Here is a 19,504-nt window from a genome sequence, read left to right as displayed (position 1 = left end):
ACTGGACGTTTCCGACGCAATCCGGCATATGTGGAGCAACAGTGCGACCGGAGGCATTTCATGGGAATTCTGACATCTGTTCTGCGCGCAGTCACGTGGTGGAATGGCCAGACGTTGAACACGCAGCTTTGGACATGGCGCAACGGTGTCAAGGTCGGCGAGGACAGTCAGGGAAATGTTTTCTACGAAAACAAAGATAAGTCGCGCCGCTGGGTGATCTACAATGGCGAGGCGGAAGCCAGCCGGATCGATCCCGATTGGCACGGCTGGTTGCACCATACCTGGGATGCCGCCCCGACCGACGCGCCCCTGTCACACAAGTCTTGGGAAAAGCCGCATCAGGAAAACCTGACCGGTACCGCACTTGCCTATGCCCCCAAGGGATCCATTCGTCGCTCTGATCCTGCGCCGCGCAGTGATTATGAGGCCTGGTCGCCGGAGTAAGCTGCCAAATGTCTGAAAATACTACCGAAGTCATCGTTGGCGCGGGTGTGCTCGCTGCTGCTGTCGCCTTTGTCGTTTATGCAGGTCAGGTCTCGGACTTCGGCAGCGGTGGCACCAGCTACCCGTTGGAGGCCAGCTTTCGCAGCCTTGAAGGCGTAAGCGTCGGCACGGATGTGCGCCTCGCAGGTGTACGTGTGGGCTCCGTTGCGGCGGTTGACCTGAACCCCGAAACCTACCGCGCCGACACGACGGTGGAGGTGCTGCAGGGCATCGAAATCCCGGATGACAGTGCTATTGTGATCTCATCCGAAGGACTTTTGGGTGGCAATTTCGTGGAGATCGTGCCAGGCGGGTCACCGTTCTTTTTCGAGGCGGGTGACACCATCACCGATACGCAAGGGGCTGTCAGCCTGGTCTCACTGCTGCTGAAATTCGTGAGCGGATCGTCTGAATGATCCTGCGGCTCGCTCTTGCGATCGCGGTTGTCGCAAGCGCGGCATCGGCACAGCAGGTCAGCGAGGCGGATGGTGTTGTCCTGCGCGGTCTCGATAAGATCAGTGGCCAAGTCTATGATATCGAAATGAAATCCGGACAGACTGCCGTATTCGATCAGCTGCGCATTACCCTGAATTCCTGCCGCTACCCCGTCGGCAACCCATCCGGTGATGCCTTTGCCGGTCTGCAAGTTGTGGATACGGGAAGGGGCGAGACGGTCTTTTCCGGCTGGATGTTGGCTTCTGCGCCCGCGCTGTCCGCCATGGACCACGCGCGCTACGATCTCTGGGTGATGCGCTGCACAACCTCCTGAGGGGGCCTGACAGGCGGCGCTGAAAAGTCGGCTGGCAGATCGCAGGCAACATTGAGCGCTTTGTGATACGCCGCCCGGCTAATCTCGATCCCGCCCAAAGATGCAAGATGTTCGGTTAGGAACTGCGTGTCAAACAGCCGGAACCCGCCATCCAGCAAACGGTCGATCAGACAGGCGAGGGCAATTTTAGACGCATTGCTGCGTCGCGAAAACATGCTTTCGCCGAAAAATGCCGCCCCAAGGGTCACGCCATAGACACCACCAACCAATTGCGACGCGTCCCAGATTTCGAGCGAATGGGCTTGGCGCGTTCGGTGCAAGGCTATGTAAAGGCGTCGTATTTCGGTGTTGATCCAGGTGTCCGCGCGATCCGCGCAGGCGTCGACCACGCCCGCAAAGTCCTGATTGATACTCACCTCAAACGAGGTCTTGCGCATCGCGCGGCGCAGGGATCGAGACACGTGAAACCCATCCAGGGGCATGATCCCGCGCCGCTGCGGATCCACCCAGAAAACCTCCGGGTCGTCTCGATGTTCGGCCATAGGGAAAATCCCGGTCGCATAGCCTTGCATCAAGATGTCCGGGGTCAGTCGCATGAGGCCAAAGCCTCAGCCGTCGCCGAGATTGGTTTCCAACCAATGCTCCAGCCAGTGGATGTTGTAATTGCCCGACAGCACATCATCCTCCGCAAGCAGGGCGTGGAACAGCGGCACCGTGGTGTCAACGCCATCGACAATCAGCTCGCCCAGGGCCCGGTGCAGCCGCGCCAGGGCTTCGGGCCGGTCGCGCCCATGCACGATCAGTTTGCCGATCAGGCTGTCGTAATAGGGCGGAATCGAATAGCCGTCATAGAGCGCGGAATCCATCCGAACGCCTAACCCGCCGGGCGCATGGTATTGTGTGATCCGACCGGGGCAGGGCGCGAAGTTCGGCAGTTTCTCGGCGTTGATCCGTACTTCGATGGCGTGGCCGTTGATCTGCAGATCGTCCTGCTGAAAAGACATCTCCATGCCAGAGGCCACGCGGATCTGTTCGCGCACGAGATCCACGCCAAAAATCGCCTCAGTCACCGGGTGTTCCACCTGCAGGCGGGTGTTCATCTCGATGAAATAAAACTCGCCGTTTTCATAAAGAAATTCGATGGTGCCCGCGCCGGTGTAGTTGATCCGTGCGACGGCATCCGCACAAACCTTGCCGATGGCGGCGCGTTCTTTTGCCGAAATGGAAGGGCCGGGAGCCTCTTCAAACACCTTCTGGTGGCGGCGCTGCAGCGAACAGTCGCGCTCGCCCAGATGCACCGCGCGGCCCTTGCCATCACCAAAGACCTGGATTTCGATGTGGCGCGGGGTGGTCAGGTATTTCTCGATGTAGACTTCATCATTGCCGAAATTGCTCTTGCCCTCGGCGCGCGCCGTCATGAAGGCTTTTTCCATTTCAGCAGCGCTTTGCGCCACTTTCATGCCGCGTCCGCCGCCACCAGCGGTTGCCTTGATGATCACCGGGTAGCCAAATTCCTCGCCGATACGCTTGGCGTCTTCCAGCGTGGCCACACCGCCATCGGACCCGGGCACACACGGCACGCCGAGCTTTTTCATCGTGTCCTTCGCGGTGATCTTGTCGCCCATGATGCGAATGTGTTCGGCGGTTGGACCGATGAATGTCAGATCGTGATCTTCTACGATCTGGACGAAGTCTGCGTTTTCACTCAGGAAACCATAGCCGGGGTGGATGGCTTCGGCCCCGGTAATCTCACAGGCGGAAATGATCGCGGGCACCGAGAGGTAACTCTGGGTTCCGGCAGGCGGGCCGATGCACACACTTTCGTCGGCCATGCGCACATGCATCGCATCGCTGTCCGCCGTGGAGTGAACAGCCACCGTCGCAATGCCCATTTCACGGGCGGCACGCACCACGCGCAGGGCGATCTCGCCGCGGTTGGCAATCAGGATTTTTTCGAACATTGCGCGCGCCCCTTATTCAAGGATCACAAGCGGTGTACCAAACTCAACTGCGGCACCATCCTCGACGATGATGCGCTTGACCGTGCCAGCGCGCGGCGCAGGAATATGGTTCATCGTTTTCATCGCCTCGACGATCAGCAGGGTGTCCCCTTCGGCCACGCTGGCCCCGACGGAGATGAAGGGATCTGCCCCCGGTTCGGCCTGCATGTAGACGGTTCCGACCATCGGGGAGGTCACTGCGCCGGGATCATCGGCTGGATCTTCGCTGCTGGCGGCAGGGGCTGGCGCCGCGGCGGCGGGGCTTGCAGGCGCTGCGGGGGTGGGGGCGGGAGGTGCGGCCACCTGCGTCACAACCTGCTGCTGGGTTTGGCGGCTGACCCGAACGTTCAGGCTGTCGTCTGCGCCATAATCCCGTTTGACCTGAAGCTCTGTCAGGTCATTTTCACGCAGCAATTCGGCCAGGGCCTGAATGAAGGCCACATCAGCGTCATGGTTCTTTTTTGTCATGTAAGTCCTCGACCGTTCGGGGGAGCCTTGTTGATTTCGGCCCTTGTTCCTGCGCCCCCGTTATAGGGGAAGGGTTCGCCCATGAAAACCCGCCTCTTGCAGGGCGTGCCGAGCCCGGTAGATTGCCCTGAACAGGAGGAGGCAAAGATGAATCTCGCGCATTGGCTGGAACGCACCGCGCTGACCGCGCCAGACAGGCCCGCGTTGTTTCTGGGGGAAGAATGCGTGGCGGATTATGCCACCTTCTGGGTGCGCGCGCAGGCCGTGGCGGGGTGGTTGCGCGCGCAGGGGGTGATGCCCGGGGACCGCGTGGCGATCTTCATGAAGAATGTCCCGGAATACCTGGTGGCCTTTTATGGCATCTGGAGCGCTGGCGTGGCGGTGGTCCCCATTAATGCGAAGCTGCACGGGCGCGAGGCGGCCTATATCCTGGAAAACGCCGGTGCCGATCATGTCTTTGCTTCGCCTGAATTGGCCGAGGCGTTGCAACAGGCGGAGGCGCGAGGAGAGATCACGGTTGCCCCCGGCCCATCGTTCGACGCAGCGCAAACCCATGCGCCCGCCACGACGATCACCCAGCGTGCCCCCGATGATCTCGCCTGGCTTTTCTACACCTCCGGCACGACGGGCAAGCCCAAGGGGGTGATGATAACGTTCCGGATGCTGACCGCGATGAGCCTGTGTTACGGCCTTGATGCCGACGCGCCCCGGGCGGAGGATGCCACGATTTACGCGGCCCCGATGAGCCACGGCGCCGGGATCTACAATATGCTGCATGTGCGGGTTGGCGCGCGCCATGTGTGTCCGGTGTCGGGTGGCTTTGATCCGGCAGAACTCTTTGATCTTGCGGCATATTTCGGGTCTGTCCAGATCTTTGCGGCGCCGACCATGGTGCAACGGATGACGCAGGTGGCGCGCGCGGTGGGGCGTGACGGCGCAGGATTGCGCACGGTCGTTTATGCGGGCGGGCCGATGTATACCGCTGATATCATTGACGCTGTGGACTGTTTTGGGTCGGTCTTCGTGCAGATCTACGGGCAGGGCGAGTGCCCAATGGGCATCACCACGCTCTCCCGCCAGGATGTGGCGGATCGCGCGCATCCGCGCTGGCGCGACCGTCTGCAGTCGGTCGGGCGCGCGCAATCCGCCGTCGAGGTTGCCATCGGGGACGCTGCGGGCAATCCGGTTCCGACCGGCACCCATGGCGAGATTATGGTGCGTGGCGATACTGTCATGCCGGGCTATTGGCAAAATGACGAGGCCACCGCCAAAACGCTGGTGAACGGCTGGCTGATGACCGGCGACATGGGGTTCATGGACGCGGATGGCTACATCACGATGCGGGATCGCTCCAAGGATATGATCATCACCGGCGGGTCAAACGTCTACCCGCGTGAGGTCGAAGAGGTGCTGCTGCTGGACCCTGGGGTCAGCGAGGTGTCGGTGGTGGGGCGTGCGCACCCCGAGTGGGGTGAAGAGGTCGTGGCCTTCGTGGTGGGCGAGGTTGACCCCGCGCGGCTGGACCAATTGTGCCTTGAGCACATCGCCCGGTTCAAACGTCCCAAGGCCTATATCCCGCTGGAGGCGCTGCCCAAGAACAACTACGGCAAGGTGCTCAAGACCGAGTTGCGCGCGATGTTGTCCGAGCCATCTGCCTGAATTGGAAATAATCACGTGCGCATCTCCCTATGACCTTGCAGCTCACCGCCGCCAGACCGGATGTGTCGGTGGATCACCTGGCCGATCTGTTATGGTCCACGGATCCGGCGCTTTGGGCTTTTCTATGTCCTGAAAAACGGCTTTTCCATGAGGTTCTGGCGTTGGAATGGCCCGCATCGCAGGCTCTGCTGTCGCATCGCCTTACGACCGTGGCGATGCAGGAGGATGAGCTGCTGGGGCTCTGTACCGGGTACAGGCTCAGAGATTTCGAGACCAATTTCAAGAAGTCGATGCAGCTGCAACCCAGTGTCCTGAGCCCCGCAAAGGCAGATCATTTGCGAGACGGTCTGATCTGGATGGACCGGCTGTTTCCGACACCGCGGGAAGGGGCGTTCCATATCATGGAGCTTGCGCTCACAAGTGCGGCGCAGGGGCACGGGCTGGCCAAGGCGCTGTTATCTGATGCTGTCGAGCGGGCGGCGGCGGCCGGTTGTCAGTGGCTGACGCTCGACGTGGCTGCGCAGAACGATGCTGTAGGTTTTTACCGGCACTTCGGCTTTGTCGTGGAGCTGGAAAAACGCATACCGATGCTTGCGGAAAACCACGGGATCGGCACGCACCTGCATATGGTACGCGCCATCCCGTAGCGGTGGTCATGACCCCTGCGGGCTTCGCGTCAAATGGCGAGGTATTCTTCGCGCAATTCCTTGTTTTCCAGCACCTCCGCCGCCGTGCCGTCAAAGACGATGCCACCGGTGTCCAGGATCACGGCGCGATCGGCCAGTTGCAGGGCGCGCACCGCATTTTGCTCCACCAGGATCGTGGTGATGCCCTGCTCCTTGATGATCCGCAGCGTCTTTTCGATCTCATCCACGATCACGGGGGCCAGACCCTCGTAGGGCTCATCCAGTAGCAGCACCTTGATGTCCCGGCAAAGTGCACGGGCAATGGCCAGCATCTGCTGCTCGCCCCCCGAGAGTGTCACGCCTTCCTGCGTGCGGCGCTCGCGCAGGCGCGGGAAGAGGTCGTAGACACGTTCCAGCGACCAGCCGATCGGCGGCGCGATCTGCGCCAGTTTCAGGTTTTCTTCGACGGTCAGGCCAGCAATGATGCGGCGGTCTTCCGGGACGAGGCCAAGCCCTGCCTGGCTCGCCTGATAGCTCGACATGCTGTGCAGGGGTTGGTGATCGAGCCAGATTTCACCCCGTTTCAATTCCGGATCGGCCAGTCGTGCGATGGCCCGCAGGGTCGAGGTCTTGCCCGCCCCGTTCCGACCCAGAAGGGCGAGGATTTCACCCTCGTGCACGTTGAAGCTGATGCCCTGCACGATGTAGCTTTCGCCGTAATAGGCGTGCATGTCCCAGACGGAAAGAAAGGCGGGCGCGGTGGCCGCGACATTCGCGTTCTTGGAGAAATCGGGTTTCACATTCATCTCGGTATCTCCTTATGCCGCGTCCTGGGTTTCGCCAAGATACGCTTCGCGCACCTTCGGGTTGCCCTTGATGTTGTCGGGCGTGTCCTCCACCAACGGGGTGCCCTGGGCCAGAACGGTGATGCGTTCAGCCAGTGAAAACACCACATGCATGTCGTGTTCGATGATGGCGATGGTGATGTCACGCTCGTCGCTGATCTGCTTCAGCAGATCGATGGTGTTGTTGGTATCGGCCCGCGCCATCCCGGCAGTGGGTTCATCGAGCAGCAGCAGACGCGGTTCCTGGCTCAGGCACATGCCGATTTCCAGACGGCGTTTGTCACCGCGTGACAGCGAGCCTGCGTGCATCTCGCGCTTGTCCGCCATGTTCATATCTTCCAGCATATGTTCGGCTTTTTCGATCATGTCACGCTGCGAGCCCACGGTGCTGATCGCGTTCAGCTCAAATGCCCCGTCGCGCTTGGCAAAGCAGGGGATCATCATGTTTTCCATCACGCTGAGATCGGAAAAGATTTCCGGGGTCTGGAAGACACGGGAAATGCCCATCTGGTTGATCTCATAGGGTTTGCGCCCCAGCACCGATTGTCCGTCGAACATGACCGACCCGGTGTCCGGGATCAGCTTGCCGACCAGACAATTGAGCAGGGTGGATTTGCCAGCCCCATTCGGTCCGATGATCGCATGCACAGAGTTTTCCGCCACGCTCAGGTTCACATCCCCCAGCGCCTGCAGACCGCCAAAGCGTTTGCCGACATTTTTAACCTCAAGAATTCCCATCTGACGTCTCCTTATTCGGCCGGGGTTGTTTTGCCGTCGGGTGTATCGTCCGAAGGTTTCTTGCGTTTGAAGAGCCGGGCGACACGCTGTCCGCCCTCGACCAGACCACCGGGCAGGAAGATGACGACCAGCATGAAGAGGATGCCGAGGGTTAGGTGCCAGCCCTTGCCGATGAAGGGGTAGACCAATGTGATCAGCAGATCTTCGATGCCATCGGGCATGAAGGCAAACCACTGCTCCAGAATGGACTTGTTGATCTTGGAGATGATGTTCTCGAAGTATTTGATGAAGCCCGCGCCCAGCACGGGGCCGATCAGGGTGCCTGCACCGCCAAGGATGGTCATCAACACGACCTCACCGCTGGCGGTCCAGAACATGCGTTCGGCGCCCACCTGTGTGTCCATCGCCACCAGCAAACCGCCCGCGAGACCGGCGTACATGCCGGAGATCACGAAGGCTGCCAGCGTATAGGGTTTTGCATTCAGCCCGGTGTAGTTCAGCCGCTGCTGGTTTGACTTCACGGCCCGCAGCATCATGCCGAAGGGCGAGCGGAAGATACGGATCGAGAGGTAAAAGGCGATCAGCATGATCACGGCGGCGACATAATATCCGGCGTTGAAGGTAAAGATCCAATCGCCTGCCGATACCTGGAAACTGCTCTTCATATCGAGGCCGAAGAGGTTGGCGCGGGGCGTTTCCCCGGGCGCCAGCGCACCGTCGAGGATGCGCGGGTCGGTGTATTTCGGCTGCAGGCCGGTTTCACCGCCGGTGATCGGCGTGAGCACGGAATAGGCCAGCGCGTAGGACATCTGGGCAAAGGCCAGCGTCAGGATCGAGAAGTAGATGCCCGAGCGGCGTAGCGAGATCCAGCCAACGAGTAGTGAGAAGAGACCTGCGACCAGCACCGAGATGATGATTGCGGGGATCACATTCATCGTCAGCAGCTTCATCATCCAGATCGCCGCATAGGAGCCGACCCCGAGGAAGGCCGCGTGGCCGAAGCTGAGATAGCCGGTGAGGCCAAAGAGGATGTTAAAGCCGATGGCAAAGATGCCGAAGATCACGAGGCGTTGCATCAGGTCCGGATAGCCCGCGTTGAACTGCGCCATCGCTGATCCTTCGGGGAAGGGGTTCAGGATGAAGGGCGCAAAGAGTGCGAGACACGCGACGATGATCAGGAGGGTGAAGTCTTTTTTTGTCAGGCCCATGATTATTCCTCCATCACGCCTTTGCGGCCCATGAGGCCCCGGGGACGTGTCAGCAAGATGATGATTGCGACCAGATAGATGATGATCTGATTGATGCCGGGCAGGGTCTCAAGCACGATGGCCATAGAAGCGAAGCTCTCAAGGATGCCCAGCAGGAAGCCTGCGAGCACAGCACCCGAGAGCGAGCCCATGCCGCCGACAACAACCACCACAAAGCTGAGCACCAGGAAGTCCATGCCCATATGATAGTTGGGGGAATTGATCGGCGCGTACATCACCCCGGCCAGCCCCGCGACGGCGGCGGCGATGCCGAACATGATGGTGAAGCGTTTGTCGATGTTGATGCCCAAAAGGCCCACGGTTTCGCGGTCTGCCATGCCCGCGCGCACGACCATGCCGAAGGTGGTGAATTGCAGGAAGGCAAAGACCGCGCCGATGATCAGGGCGGAGAAGGCGAAATAGACCAAGCGCCAGTAGGGGTAGATGATCGTATTGGGATCGAAGCCCAGCATCGCGCCGAAGTCGAAAGAGCCGCGGAAGGCATCGGGCGCGGGCGTTGGGATCGGGTTGGCGCCGTAGAAATACTTGATGATCTCCTGCAGCACGATCGCAAGGCCGAAGGTTACGAGGATCTGATCCGCGTGGGGGCGCTTGTAGAAATGCTTGATCAGCCCGCGCTCCATGATGAAGCCAATGGCGACCATGACCGGGATGGCAAAGAGGATCGAGATCGGAACCGCCCAATCGATGATGGCATCACCGGTGGTTTGCCCAAAGATATCATAGATATAGGGGACGTCGACCTTGAGCGGATTGCCCAGAAAGTCGGTTTTGGTTTCATCCACGACCGTGTGGCTCAGCGTCAGGATGCGGCTCAGCGTGACCGCACAGAAAGCGCCGATCATGAACAGCGCCCCATGCGCGAAGTTCACCACCCCAAGGGTGCCGAAAATCAGTGTCAGCCCAAGCGCAATCAGCGCATAGGCGGAGCCTTTGTCCAGGCCATTGAGAATTTGCAGGATGATTGCGTCCATGTCCCCACCTTCATGAAACGAGTGTGGCCCGGTGGCCGGAAGAGCAGGGCGGAGGTGTGCTCCGCCCTGCGCGTCTTATCAGGCCCCTGGGTTACAGGTGCCCAAGCTGCCGCCCGCAACCTGCGGGTGATCCGGCGCGTAGGTGACCTGCTCGACAGGGGTCACTTCGACGATTTCGAGAAGGTCGAACTCGGATGTCGGGTTCTCTTTCCCTTTCACGACCAGCACGTCCTTGAAGCACTGGTGATCGTCGGCACGGTAGAGGGTCGGGCCGTTGCCCATGCCGTCGAATTCGAAGCCTTCCAGAGCCTCGACAACACCGCATGGGTTGAAGGTGCCCGCACGTTCGCACGCATCGGCATAGAGCAGCGCCTGAACATAGCAGGTGTGTGCCGCCTGGCTTGGTGGGAAGCCGTATTTGGTGCCGAAGGATTTGACGAACGCCTTGGAGCCTTCGTCGGTCAGCGACCAGTGCCAGTTTGTCGAGCCGAAGATACCCTTCACGTTGGCACCCGCACCCTTCGCCATCAGGCGCGAGTAGAGCGGTACCACGATTTCGAAGTTCTTGTCGTTGACCAGCTTGTCGCGCAGACCAAACTGCACCGCGTTGGTGAGCGAGTTGACCATGTTCCCGCCGTAGTGGTTCAGCACCAGAACGTCGGCACCCGATTGCAGAACCGGCGCGATGTAGGAGGAGAAGTCGGTTTGTGTCAGCGGTGTTTTCACCGCATTGACAGTTTCCCAGCCCATCGCTTCGGTCGAGGAACGCACCGCTTCTTCGGTGGTGTAGCCCCAGTTGTAGTCCGCTGTCAGGTGGTAGGCTTTACGGTCGGAGCCATAGGCATTCTGCAGCACGGGCGCGAGGGCCGCGCCGGACATGTAGGAGTTAAAGAAGTGGCGGAAGCCATTGGCCCGCTTGTCTTTTCCTGTCGTGTCATTGGAGTGCGTGAGGCCCGCCATGAAGATCACGCCCGCCTCCTGGCAAAGCGCCTGCACGGCCACAGCCACACCGGAGCTTGAGCCGCCGGTGATCATGATCGCGCCGTCTTTTTCAATCATCGACTTGGCAGATGCGCGCGCGGCGTCTGATTTGGTCTGCGTGTCGCCCGTGACATAGACGACCTTCTTGCCGAGGATGCCGTTGCCTTGCAGAGCATCAGAGCTGAAAGTTTCCAGCATGCCGTTGTCGGCACCGGTGCCGTTCAGGTGCTCAACCGCCAGTTCATAGGCGCGCAGCTCATCCGCACCCTCATCCGCATAGGGACCGGACTGTGGCACGTTGAAGCCAAGCGTTACGGTGTCGCCTTGCGGGGCATTCAGGTAGCCTGCATGCCCGTCAGCACGCAGATACGTCGGTAGGGTCAGACCGGCTGCACCGGCGACCGCACCGGTCTTGATCAGACCGCGACGCGTAAGTTTCGAATTGGACATTGAAATCCTCCCAGTTGGTATAATCACACGCCCGTCAAACTTCCTCTTTGACCGGCGCGCGGGGCACTTTGGTGCAAAGGTGTTATCGCTTAGTTAAAGAAAATGTCGCAACAAGTGCCTTGAAATGCTCATTTATTTTGTAAACAAATCCACAGTTATGCTACGTTTTTTGTAAATTACATAATATTGCAGCGCAGAAACCTGTTGAAAACGCGCGATATTGCAAAAGGGGCCACTATGGCACGAGAAGGATTGACCGGCAGCCGCATTCGGGAGCGCCGGTCTGTTGCGGGACTGCGGCAAGCGGATTTGGCACGATCACTGGGGATTTCGGCCTCATATCTCAACCTGATCGAGCATAATCGCCGCAGAATCGGCGGTAAACTGCTGCTGGACATCGCCCGGCTGCTGAATGTCGAGCCCTCCATGCTGACGGAAGGGGCGGAAGCGGCGCTGATCGCCACGCTGCGCGAAGCGGCCACCAGCGCCAACCTGCCTGCGTCCGAAATTGCCCGGGCGGATGAGTTCACCGGTCGTTTTCCGGCCTGGGCAGAGGTGCTGGCGGCCGGCTTCCGGCGCATATCGAGCCTGGAACGCACGGTGGAAACGCTCTCTGACCGGCTCACCCATGATCCGCATCTCGCCGCCTCCGTGCACGAGCTGTTGTCGACTGCGGCAGCGATCCGATCAACAGCCGCCATTCTTGCTGACGAAGAAGACCTGACGGATGAGTGGCGCAACCGGTTTCACGCCAACATCAATGAAGACAGCCGCCGGTTGGCCGACAGCTCGAAGGCGCTGGTTGAATACCTTGACGCGGGCGAGCGGGTCGAGGATGCCGCCGCCAGCCCGCAGGATGAGCTCGAGAGCTTCCTCAGCGATCATAATTACGCCTTTGATGAGGTCGAGGCCGGTCATGAGACACCGGATACGATGATCGCCGCTGCCCCAAGCCTGAAATCCAACGCCGCCCGTCACATGGCCCGGGGCATTCTGGAGCGCGTGGTTCAGGACGCGCAGCTGGTCACGAAACACCGGTTTGAGGCGGCCTTGGAGGCGGTGGGCCCGGATCCGGTGGAGCTTGCGCGTCATCTTGCGTCCCCGGTGTCACTGGTGTTTCGCAGGCTTGCGGGGTTGTCCAAGCTGGAGGCCGGATTGGTTGTCTGCGACCGGGCGGGCAGCTTGCTGTTTCGCAAACCGACCGCGGGTTTTGTCATTCCACGTTTTGGCGCCGCCTGTGCGCTTTGGCCGCTTTTTGCAGCCTTGGGTCAGCCGGGGCAGGTCATCCGCACGCCGCTGGTACAATTGGGCCGGGGCCGTGCCGGGTTCGAGTGCTACGCGGTGGCCGATGTGGTCGGGCGCCCGGTCTATAATCAAGCGCCTTTGGTGCAGGCCAGCATGCTGGTCCTGCCCAATTCGAACCTCGGCGAGGAGGATGTGATTGAGGTCGGTTCAACCTGTGGTGTATGTCCGCGGGAGCTGTGCCCGGGACGCCGCGAACCCTCCATTTTAAGCACCGGTCTGTAAGGCGAAGGGTAATATGTGCCAAACCGGGCTAAGGTTTTGACAGGGCGCCCAAAACCGACAATAGTTTGACTTCCACTTTGAGGGAGACAGGCGGCGGGCCTGGCAGGGTGGAGATTTGGGAGGACGCCACGATGGGCAAGCATGTGCTTTTGGTGGAGGATGAGCTGAATATCATTGAAGCAATCAGATTTTTGCTCAGCCGGGAAGGCTGGGATGTGGACACGCATTCTAACGGGACCGATGCTGCAGAGGTGATCCGGGACCGTAAGCCGGATTTGGTGGTGCTGGACGTGATGTTGCCGGGCAAAAGCGGTTTTGACATCCTCGAAGAACTGCGCGGTGACGCCCAAACGGCTGATCTGCCGGTGCTGATGCTGACAGCGCGGGGGCAAAGCCGGGATCGCGAAATGGCGGAGAAGGCCGGTGTCAGCCGCTTCATGACAAAACCTTTTTCCAATACCGAGGTGCTGACAGCCGTGCGGGATCTGCTTTACGTCCACGGTCAGCGGACCTGAGCGATGGCCAAACCCGGCACGCCCCTTTTTCTGGAACGTGGCAGCTACCGCCAGCGCCGGATGATGGATGCGGTCAAGCTGATTGCCATTCTGGGGGCGGGTCTGTGGATGATCCCGCTGCTCTGGCCCACCGCCGAGCCGGGTACCGCGCAGGCGGTTTCGCTGTCGCAGGCGCTGCTTTATGTCTTTGGGGTCTGGTGGTTTCTGATCGCCATCGCCTATGTGCTGGCCCGCAATATCCGCGACATGCCTGAACAATCGGATGAAACCGAGGCGATGTGATGGCGTCGCTGAATGTCCTCGTCGCGGTTTCCCTGGCTTATGTTTTCCTGTTGTTCTGCGTGGCCTTCGCGGCGGAACGCGCGGGCGTTCAGGGCCGTGCCGGGTGGCTCTTGCGCTCACCGTTGGTCTATACGCTCTCGCTGTCGATCTACTGCACCGCCTGGACGTTTTACGGCGCGGTCGGCTATGCCGCGAGATCCGGTCTGGAATATGTCACCATCTATCTGGGCCCCAGCCTGGTCATTGTCGGATGGTGGTGGATTTTGCGGCGCCTGGTGCGCATCGGGCGCAGCTACAAGGTCACCTCCATCGCTGACCTGATTTCCTCGCGCTATGGCAAGTCGAACGGGCTGGCGATTGTTGTGACGGTGATGGCCGTGATCGGCGTGACCCCCTATATTGCGCTTCAATTGCAGTCGGTTACCGCCTCCCTGTCGATTTTTATCGCGGCCCAGCATGGCAGTCTCGCCGAAAGCGGTGATGCGCACGCAGCGGGGCTGTGGATTTCCGTAGGGCTCGCACTTTTTACCGTGCTTTTTGGCACCCGCAATCTCAACGTCAATGAGCGCCAGCATGGTGTGGTGATCGCGGTCGCTGTCGAAGCCGTCGTCAAATTGATCGCGCTGCTGGCCGTGGGGGTCTTTGTCGTTTGGGGGATCGCTGGCGGCGTGTCCGAAACGCTGGCGCGGATCGATGCGTCGTCCCTGGGCACCTGGCAGATGAATGGCAGCCGTTGGGCCGCGCTAACTTTTGTGTCTGCCGCGGCCTTCCTGTGTTTGCCGCGCATGTTTCAGGTCATGATCGTGGAAAACGACGATGAACGCTATCTCCAGATCGCCAGCTGGGCCTTTCCGCTCTATCTGATGTTGATGAGCCTCTTTGTGGTGCCCATCGCCGTGATCGGGCTCGATTTGCTGCCCGCCGGGTCCAACCCTGATTTCTTTGTGCTGAGCCTGCCGCTCAGCCAGGGGCAGGAAGGGTTGGCGATGCTCAGCTTCCTGGGTGGGTTTTCCTCGGCCACCTCGATGGTCATCGTGGCCACGCTGGCGCTTTCGACGATGGTGTCGAACCATGTGGTCATGCCGATCTTCCTCTATCTGCGGCAGGGCGGTGCCACGCAATCGGGGGACGTACGTAATGTCGTGATTCTGTCGCGGCGCCTGTCGGTGCTGGCGATCATCGGGTTTGGTTATATCTACTATCGTGCCTCCGGCGGTTCCGGTGCCTTGGCGGCGATCGGTCTGATTTCCTTTGCCGGGGTGGCGCAATTCCTGCCTGCAATGCTGGGAGGGATCTTCTGGCGCGGCGCGACGCGGGCAGGGGCCTTCGTCGGGCTTGGCGTTGGCTTTTCGGTCTGGGTTTTTACCATGCTGCTGCCCAGTTTCGGGCCGGGTGCGGCGCTGAGCGTCGACACCTTCGCGAATGGGCTTTTTGGGCTGGGATGGCTGCGTCCGCAGGCGCTCTTCGGCATTCCGGGGTTGGATCCGACGGTTCATGCAATCTTCTGGAGCCTGCTGCTCAATGGCGTCAGTTTCGTTCTGGTGTCTTTGATGACCTTCCCGCAACCGCTGGAGCGGCTGCAAGGCGCGCAGTTTGTCAATGTGTTCGATCATTCCGGCCAGACCCGCGGCTGGCAGGCTTCCGTTGCCGAAAGCGAAGATCTGATGATCATGGCGCAGCGGATCCTGGGCGCCCGCGAGGCGCAACGCCTGTTCCAGGCCGAGGCGCAAAGGCAGGGGCGCGGTGACTATCTGCCTGAACCGACGGCGGATTTTCTGCAAAGACTGGAGCGGGAACTGGCAAGTTCGGTTGGGGGCGCCACAGCCCACGCGATGATCAGTCAGATCGTCGGTGGCAGCGCCGTGTCGGTGCAGGATCTCTTGGCGGTGGCGGACGAATCCGCGCAGATGCTGGAATATTCCAGCCAGTTGGAGGCCAAGTCGCGCGAGCTCAGCCAAACCGCGGCCAAGCTGCGCCACGCCAATGCCAAGCTGATGCAGCTGAGCGATCAGAAAGACGCGTTTCTCAGTCAGATCAGCCATGAATTGCGCACACCCATGACGTCGATCCGGGCGTTTTCGGAGATTTTGCGCGATACCGATGGTCTGGGTCCGCTGGAAAAGACGAAATACGCGAATATCATCCACGTCGAAGCGATCCGCCTGACGCGATTGCTGGACGATTTGCTGGATCTCAGCGTGCTGGAAAACGGTCAGGTGACGCTGAACCAGCAAAGCGGCAGCCTGGTGGATGTTCTTGATCAGGCCGTCGCCACCGCCGAAGCCAGCGAGGCGCGGAGTATTGCCATCAAGCGCCGTCGGCTGGAAGAAACCGTGACACTGCACACGGATCTTGACCGGCTGAGCCAGGTTTTCATCAACCTCATCACCAATGCCCAGAAATACTGCGGTTCGGACACCCCGGAACTGCAGATTGTGGTGCAGCGCGCAGGCGACAGCATCCTCGTCGATTTCATCGACAATGGGTCTGGGATTCCGGTGGCGTCGCGCGAGGTCATGTTTGAAAAATTCAGCCGGATCGGTGCAGAGGATGCCGCAGGGGCCGGTCTCGGGCTGGCCATTTGTCGCGAGATCATGACCCGTTTGGGAGGCAATGTGAACTATCTGGATGGCACCGGTGGTACCGCATTCCGGGTCACAGTGCCCGGGCGGCAGGCGCTTGCTGCACAATGATTTTTTGTGATTTTCTGCACCGAAGCATTTGCCATAAAGGCTATGGTAACCATTGGCCCTTATCCCTCCCTGTACAGGACCGCGCAGTGGGCGAGGCGCAGGTTGTTTTGACAAGGGCCGAAGATGTCAGTTTTGCAGCGCAAGGCGCAGGCAGGAAAGCAGGAACATCAGGCACGGGCTATGACCGTGCCCAAAGCCCTGCGCGTCAGCCTCGCAAAAATCGCTGATCAGATGTTCGACATGGCCTTGGCTGTGATCGGGGCGACGCAAGAGCGGTGCGGGGGTGACGCGCTGAGCGACAAGATGGATGATGCATCGCTGCTTGTGGTGCTGGACGGCCCCAGGGGGAATGTTGGCGGCGCGGTGATTGGCGCGGAACTGGTCGCGGCGATGATCCAGCAACAGACAACGGGCAAAGTCGCCAAAGAAGCCCCCGCCGCACGCCCGCTGACCTCCACGGATGCTGCCTTGTGCGCCCCTTTGCTGGATGCCCTGTTTCAGCGATCACATGGCCTGTTGGAAGAGGATGCGGACCGCGACATTCTATGCCCCTACAAGTTTGGCGCCCGCGTTGAAAATGCCCGGTTGTTCGGTTTGGCGCTTGATGCCAATGAATACCATATCGTGAAGTTGACGATTGATGTCGCGGGTGGTGCCTTTCAATCAAATCTGACGCTGATCTTGCCTGTCTTTGAAAGAGCCCCCGAACACATCGCCTCGGAAGAGACAGGGGTCGCTGCACCCGCCCAAACGCTCGAAAAATCCGTGATGAGCCTTCGGGCCGACCTCACCGCCGTATTGGGCCGGTTGAAATTACCTTTGGACAAACTCAGCCAATTGGTGCCGGGCGATGTCCTGACACTGAAACCTGATGCATTTGATACTGTGGAGATCATGACTTGTGACCGGCGGGTGGTCAGCCGTGGCGCAATGGGGCAGATTGAAGGCCAACGCGCCATTCAACTGGATAATGCTGTGGCGCGGCCGGATCATCCGGCACGGCGCGCCGAAGATCGCGAAGGGCTGGACTTGCCCCAGGTCGACCCTTTGAAAGAGGCGCCCGGCGGAAATGATTTTGGGGGTCTGCCGGATATCGACATCGGCGCGATTGAGCATGAACCAGAAGGTTTGCCGGACTTGCCAGATCTACCTGCGCTTGAAGGTGAGGATGGTCTGCCGGATCTGTCAGATTTGCCAGGACTGTCCGAGGATACCGAAATGGCGGCTTTGCCTGATTTGTCCGACCTACCCGGTCTGAGCGATGAGGACGAGCTGCCATCCTTAGAAGATATGCCTGATTTCAAGATCGCCTAGAGCGTTTCGTCCCTGGCCTGAGATGTGATCTATCCCATAGCAGGTTGACATATCTGACCTAGGACAGCGCTAAACGAAAGCGGTTTAGGCAAAAACGCTTAGTCGCGATGCTACCTTGCCGAAGCGTGGATTGCTTCAAGGGTCGGGCGCAAATTCTCCAGATCATAGCCGCCAGATCTAGCAGCCTGAATGACCTGATCCGCGGGCATTTCATTTGCGGCGGCCAGCGCCCAGGCGATGGTCGAGCGGGTGCCGGATGCGCAGTAGGCGAGGACCGGTCCGTCGCAGTCTGTCATCAAGGCGTGGTTGGTTGCGATCACATCTGGTGTCATCGACTGATGCGTCAAAGGCTGGATCACGAACTCCAACCCGGCGGCCTCTGCGGCTTCCGCCAGCACAGCGCAATTATGGCTGGGCGGCACCTCCATATCAGGTCGGTTGCACAGGACCCGTTTTATGCCAGCCGACGCAATCGCGGGCATATCCTCCGCAGAGATTTGCGGAGCCGCGAAAAAACGGGGTGTGATCTGGCGCATGTCCATGAGAAACCTGTTACGAAACGGCGGTGGGACTGTCCAGCCAGCGATGTAGCAAAGCGGTCACATTTGCTCAAGAAAACTGCAGGGCGGGTGTCTGCTGCCCAAAACGAGCGATGGTCAGGTGATGCTCTTCAAACGAGGTCTCCATCTCAAGATGGAAATGCCACACCGCCCAAAACGCAGGGTCGCCAATGCTAGATCTTGTTCACCGGTAGCTTCAGCATGACGTCACCCTGTTCGTCGGGTTCCGGCATGTTCCCCGCGCGCATGTTCACTTGCAGCGACGGCAGGATCAGCTTGGGCATCCCCAGAGTGGCGTCACGTGCTTCGCGCATCTGCACAAATTGTTCCTCGGCGCGATCTTGTCCGATGTGCACATTGCGCGCTTTCTGAGCGCCAACCGTGGTTTCCCAGGCGAATTCTTCGCGCCCCGGCGCCTTGTAATCATGACCGACAAAGATGCGCGTGTCGTCTGGAAGGCTCAAAATGCGCTGAATGGATTGGTAAAGGTCATGCGCCGATCCACCCGGAAAATCACACCGCGCGGTGCCGAAATCAGGCATGAATAACGTGTCGCCGACGAACGCCGCATCACCGATGACATAGGTCATGCAGGCAGGGGTGTGTCCGGGCGTATGCATCACATCCGCGCGCATCTGCCCGATGTGAAAACTGTCGCCATCGCTGAACAGGCGATCAAATTGGCTGCCGTCCCGCTGAAATTTCGTGCCTTCGTTGAAGACTTTGCCAAAGGTATCCTGAACCGTCGTGATCCGGTCGCCAATACCGATCTGACCGCCAAGTTTTTCCTGAAGATAGGGTGCCGCAGAAAGATGATCTGCATGCACATGCGATTCCAGAACCCACTGGAGTTGCAGGCCGTGGGATTGCACATGGTCGATGATCGCGTCGGCGGAGGCCGTATCGGTCCGCCCGGACGCGTGATCGAAATCCAGCACTGAATCGATGATTGCGCAGGCGGTGCCCTGCGGGTCCTTAACGACATAGCTAACGGTATTTGTTGTGGTGTCGAAGAAGGCTTTTACATCTGGCGACATGTGCGAAACTCCCTGATCTTCGATAATTATATGGTGTTGCGCGCGCGCCATGCAAGTGGCGCGTTACGCCAGAAAGATCCCCAGAATGACCAGCATCAACCCAATGACGGATAGAAACAGCGCGCCTAGATTCATGGGCAGCGCCTTTTGCAGTTTCGCGCGCATGTCTTCATCAGAGAGCTTGGCGCGTCGGGCGCGAGCCACGTAGATAATGCACCAGATCAGACCAACCAGACCAATCAGCGAGAGAGAGGCGCCGCCCCATATCAGAAGGTCAAAGGCTGCGGATGTATCGGTTTGTTCCATGAGGTTGAG

General features: G+C 59.8%; 21 protein-coding genes. 10 read left to right on the top strand and 11 right to left on the bottom strand.

Annotated features, from left to right (window positions below):
- The first annotated feature begins 60 nt into the window (after positions 1-60).
- Genes Q1A63_RS09670 through Q1A63_RS09660 form a run of 3 tightly spaced genes read left to right on the top strand, consistent with a single transcriptional unit; the run spans position 61 to position 1,252 of the window.
- Positions 61-444, top strand: coding sequence for an NADH:ubiquinone oxidoreductase subunit NDUFA12 (locus Q1A63_RS09670; protein WP_298970923.1), 384 nt, complete (start codon positions 61-63; stop codon positions 442-444).
- A gap of 8 nt (positions 445-452) precedes the next feature.
- A complete protein-coding gene (gene mlaD / locus Q1A63_RS09665) occupies positions 453-899 on the top strand; it encodes an outer membrane lipid asymmetry maintenance protein MlaD (protein WP_298970925.1) in 447 nt (148 codons plus the stop codon).
- Positions 896-1,252 carry a DUF2155 domain-containing protein gene (locus Q1A63_RS09660; protein ID WP_299631360.1) on the top strand — a complete coding sequence of 119 codons (357 nt, stop codon included), beginning with the start codon at positions 896-898 and terminating at the stop codon, positions 1,250-1,252. The genes mlaD and Q1A63_RS09660 overlap by 4 nt, the downstream gene beginning before the upstream one ends.
- On the opposite strand, the gene aat is transcribed toward Q1A63_RS09660, so the two are convergent.
- Genes aat through accB form a run of 3 tightly spaced genes read right to left on the bottom strand, consistent with a single transcriptional unit; the run spans position 1,216 to position 3,720 of the window.
- Positions 1,216-1,848, bottom strand: a complete 633-nt coding sequence (aat, locus tag Q1A63_RS09655; protein WP_298970929.1) for a leucyl/phenylalanyl-tRNA--protein transferase — start codon at positions 1,846-1,848, stop codon at positions 1,216-1,218. The two genes, Q1A63_RS09660 and aat, sit on opposite strands and share 37 nt — an antisense overlap.
- Before the next feature lie 12 nt (positions 1,849-1,860).
- Positions 1,861-3,213 carry an acetyl-CoA carboxylase biotin carboxylase subunit gene (accC, locus tag Q1A63_RS09650; RefSeq protein WP_298970932.1) on the bottom strand — a complete coding sequence of 451 codons (1,353 nt, stop codon included), beginning with the start codon at positions 3,211-3,213 and terminating at the stop codon, positions 1,861-1,863.
- A gap of 12 nt (positions 3,214-3,225) precedes the next feature.
- The gene (gene accB, locus Q1A63_RS09645; RefSeq protein WP_298970934.1) at positions 3,226-3,720 is read right to left on the bottom strand and encodes an acetyl-CoA carboxylase biotin carboxyl carrier protein; all 495 of its coding nucleotides are present in this window, start codon (positions 3,718-3,720) and stop codon (positions 3,226-3,228) included.
- A 147-nt stretch (positions 3,721-3,867) separates the two neighbouring features.
- On the opposite strand from accB, the gene Q1A63_RS09640 reads away from it, so the two are divergent.
- Together Q1A63_RS09640 and Q1A63_RS09635 are read left to right on the top strand one after the other, a co-directional pair.
- On the top strand, positions 3,868-5,379 hold the full coding sequence (locus Q1A63_RS09640) for an AMP-binding protein (RefSeq protein ID WP_298971591.1): 1,512 nt from the start codon (positions 3,868-3,870) through the stop codon (positions 5,377-5,379).
- A gap of 29 nt (positions 5,380-5,408) precedes the next feature.
- Positions 5,409-6,026, top strand: a complete 618-nt coding sequence (locus Q1A63_RS09635; protein WP_298970937.1) for an N-acetyltransferase — start codon at positions 5,409-5,411, stop codon at positions 6,024-6,026.
- Positions 6,027-6,055: 29 nt separating this feature from the next.
- On the opposite strand, the gene Q1A63_RS09630 is transcribed toward Q1A63_RS09635, so the two are convergent.
- The 5 genes from Q1A63_RS09630 to Q1A63_RS09610 all read right to left on the bottom strand — a co-directional run bounded on the left by Q1A63_RS09630 (position 6,056) and on the right by Q1A63_RS09610 (position 11,261).
- Entirely contained in the window at positions 6,056-6,811 is a 756-nt protein-coding gene (locus Q1A63_RS09630; RefSeq protein ID WP_298970940.1) for an ABC transporter ATP-binding protein, read from the bottom strand.
- 12 nt (positions 6,812-6,823) lie between these two features.
- The gene (locus tag Q1A63_RS09625) at positions 6,824-7,588 is read right to left on the bottom strand and encodes an ABC transporter ATP-binding protein (RefSeq protein ID WP_298970943.1); all 765 of its coding nucleotides are present in this window, start codon (positions 7,586-7,588) and stop codon (positions 6,824-6,826) included.
- Positions 7,589-7,599: 11 nt separating this feature from the next.
- Positions 7,600-8,799, bottom strand: coding sequence for a branched-chain amino acid ABC transporter permease (locus Q1A63_RS09620; RefSeq protein ID WP_298971593.1), 1,200 nt, complete (start codon positions 8,797-8,799; stop codon positions 7,600-7,602).
- Complete coding sequence (locus tag Q1A63_RS09615; RefSeq protein WP_298970945.1) at positions 8,799-9,830, bottom strand: branched-chain amino acid ABC transporter permease; 1,032 nt, start codon at positions 9,828-9,830, stop codon at positions 8,799-8,801. The genes Q1A63_RS09620 and Q1A63_RS09615 overlap by 1 nt, the downstream gene beginning before the upstream one ends.
- A gap of 78 nt (positions 9,831-9,908) precedes the next feature.
- A complete protein-coding gene (locus tag Q1A63_RS09610; RefSeq protein ID WP_298970947.1) occupies positions 9,909-11,261 on the bottom strand; it encodes a substrate-binding protein in 1,353 nt (450 codons plus the stop codon).
- 237 nt (positions 11,262-11,498) lie between these two features.
- On the opposite strand from Q1A63_RS09610, the gene Q1A63_RS09605 reads away from it, so the two are divergent.
- The 5 genes from Q1A63_RS09605 (at position 11,499) to Q1A63_RS09585 (ending at position 17,592) form a co-directional block, all read left to right on the top strand.
- Complete coding sequence (locus Q1A63_RS09605) at positions 11,499-12,788, top strand: short-chain fatty acyl-CoA regulator family protein (RefSeq protein ID WP_298970949.1); 1,290 nt, start codon at positions 11,499-11,501, stop codon at positions 12,786-12,788.
- A 131-nt stretch (positions 12,789-12,919) separates the two neighbouring features.
- The gene (locus Q1A63_RS09600) at positions 12,920-13,303 is read left to right on the top strand and encodes a response regulator (protein WP_298970951.1); all 384 of its coding nucleotides are present in this window, start codon (positions 12,920-12,922) and stop codon (positions 13,301-13,303) included.
- 3 nt (positions 13,304-13,306) lie between these two features.
- Positions 13,307-13,585, top strand: a complete 279-nt coding sequence (locus tag Q1A63_RS09595) for a hypothetical protein (RefSeq protein WP_298970953.1) — start codon at positions 13,307-13,309, stop codon at positions 13,583-13,585.
- Positions 13,585-16,278 (top strand): ATP-binding protein, encoded by a 2,694-nt coding sequence (locus Q1A63_RS09590; RefSeq protein WP_298970955.1) that lies wholly within the window; start codon positions 13,585-13,587, stop codon positions 16,276-16,278. Before Q1A63_RS09595 ends, Q1A63_RS09590 begins: the two co-directional genes overlap by 1 nt.
- 123 nt (positions 16,279-16,401) lie before the next feature.
- Positions 16,402-17,592 (top strand): flagellar motor switch protein FliM, encoded by a 1,191-nt coding sequence (locus Q1A63_RS09585; RefSeq protein ID WP_298970956.1) that lies wholly within the window; start codon positions 16,402-16,404, stop codon positions 17,590-17,592.
- Positions 17,593-17,702: 110 nt separating this feature from the next.
- Here Q1A63_RS09585 and Q1A63_RS09580 read toward each other — a convergent pair whose 3' ends face one another.
- The 3 genes from Q1A63_RS09580 to Q1A63_RS09570 form a co-directional block, all read right to left on the bottom strand.
- Positions 17,703-18,134 (bottom strand): TIGR01244 family sulfur transferase, encoded by a 432-nt coding sequence (locus tag Q1A63_RS09580; protein WP_298970957.1) that lies wholly within the window; start codon positions 18,132-18,134, stop codon positions 17,703-17,705.
- A 191-nt stretch (positions 18,135-18,325) separates the two neighbouring features.
- A complete protein-coding gene (locus Q1A63_RS09575; RefSeq protein WP_298970960.1) occupies positions 18,326-19,189 on the bottom strand; it encodes an MBL fold metallo-hydrolase in 864 nt (287 codons plus the stop codon).
- A gap of 63 nt (positions 19,190-19,252) precedes the next feature.
- A complete protein-coding gene (locus tag Q1A63_RS09570) occupies positions 19,253-19,495 on the bottom strand; it encodes a hypothetical protein (protein ID WP_298970961.1) in 243 nt (80 codons plus the stop codon).
- Between the last annotated feature and the right edge of the window lie 9 nt (positions 19,496-19,504).

Source organism: uncultured Roseobacter sp. (assembly GCF_947499265.1).
Classification (GTDB): domain Bacteria; phylum Pseudomonadota; class Alphaproteobacteria; order Rhodobacterales; family Rhodobacteraceae; genus Roseobacter.
The sequence above is the reverse complement of the archived record's forward strand: the minus strand, read 5'-3'. Positions and strand labels throughout refer to the sequence as shown.